The 1527-nt window shown below is 47.8% G+C and carries 2 protein-coding genes; both read right to left on the bottom strand.

All coding sequences use genetic code 11. The features are described from left to right. Positions 1-577 precede the first annotated feature (577 nt). A complete protein-coding gene (locus tag ACTHUR_RS11020; RefSeq protein ID WP_440398596.1) occupies positions 578-907 on the bottom strand; it encodes a hypothetical protein in 330 nt (109 codons plus the stop codon). Positions 908-921: 14 nt separating this feature from the next. Further along, positions 922-1482, bottom strand: coding sequence for a hypothetical protein (locus tag ACTHUR_RS11015; RefSeq protein ID WP_240600140.1), 561 nt, complete (start codon positions 1480-1482; stop codon positions 922-924). Between the last annotated feature and the right edge of the window lie 45 nt (positions 1483-1527).

The following is a 1527-nucleotide window of genomic DNA, read 5'->3' as shown; positions in this document are numbered from 1 at the left end:
ACTGAAGTTTTTGAAAATGCCCGTTTTGGCGGCATTGAGGACGGTTTCCGCCTGTTGAGGCACCAAAAGTGCGATGCTGATGACCAGCAGCACGAAGGACAGCGTAACGGAAACAACGAAGGGATTGAACGAAGAGCGGTTGCGTAAGAAATGAAATAAAGACAAACCTTGACCTCCTTTGGGACGGTGAGGCAGGCGGACGCGGGCGCAAGGCCGTATATGGTTGATTAACAAAAACTGGGAATAAAACATGGTCTGTCGGACAGGGTCCGAGACTTTCCCGATTTTTGGTAATCCACTATAAAACGCAGACAAAAAACGAATGGCGTTTAAACCGTCCTGCCGGACGAAAAACAAGGGAAAAAGAGAGTAAAAACGCACAGATGAATGAGCCGTAATGAGGGCCGGGTGAGACAAAATGGATGATGATTATTTCTTTGTTTGAAGGAATAATAACAAAATCAGGGGATTGTTTCAAATTGGGAAAGATTTGTGTGTATTTGGACAAGAAAAATGGCGGCGATAAAATGGACAAAGGGGTCGTCTGAAACGCCTTTCAGACGACCCCTCGTCAGTGTTATGAGCCATTACTTCTATCTACTTTCTTAAACGACAGCCAAATGCAGGCGCCGACCGATATCAGCCAAGCCACCAGCAGCCAATACGGGTTGAGCAAATGGGCGTAGGGGTTCAAATCGGGATTCTTGATGGGCGGCAGATAAACCATAACGCCGAAGTAGGCAGACGATAGGGCAAGGCAGCTCAAAATGCCTTTTTGGTCTTTGCGCAGACGCATCAGCATTGCCGTCAAACCGCTTGCCACCATGGCGGCAAAACCAAAGAAAGTCATCGGGATAAAGTGTGCGCTCCAAGCCTGTACGTCGGGGAAGGCGGAATCCGGCTGCATCAGGAGGGCGCAAGTCAGGAAAATCGGCGTGCCTGCCAAAGCAAAAGCAAGCAGAATCCACCAGCGGTAGGAGAAAATACCTTTTTTTCAGTTGCATGTTCAAAAATAACTTGCCCCGTATGAATGCCCGCCTTTAAGGTTTTCACGGCAATTTCACGCTCCCGTTTATACCCGCTTTCACTAGGTAAAAACACCAGCCCAAAAGGAATAACGGCAAACGCATTCAATAGGCTGAATGCCGTTATTTCGTTGAAATAAGAAGTAAACAGCATCTCTACATCTTTTGACAAAAACAACGCAAACAATATCGTGGCTATGTAGGAACAGACAAAGCTGATGAGCATGGCGGTCAAGATATGCTTCAGGTTTCTACGCAAACGCAGCTGCGTCATCATCAGACCGGTAAATATGCCCCAAACCAGCATATAGCCGAGCATATAGAGCGAATAGGTAATCATTGCAGCCACAGTAGCCAGACTGCCGGCGACCAGTCCGAAAATACCGCCGTAGAGCATAGATGTAAAAAAAGCCGCCACTGCGCCGGAAGCTACGCCAAGCTGAACGGTGAGAAACACGAGTAAAACGCCGTAACACAAGGCGTAAACGGTAAAGAGCAGCGT

The sequence above is a fragment of the Neisseria sp. P0021.S007 genome, from assembly GCF_051956855.1.
The sequence above is the reverse complement of the archived record's forward strand: the minus strand, read 5'-3'. Positions and strand labels throughout refer to the sequence as shown.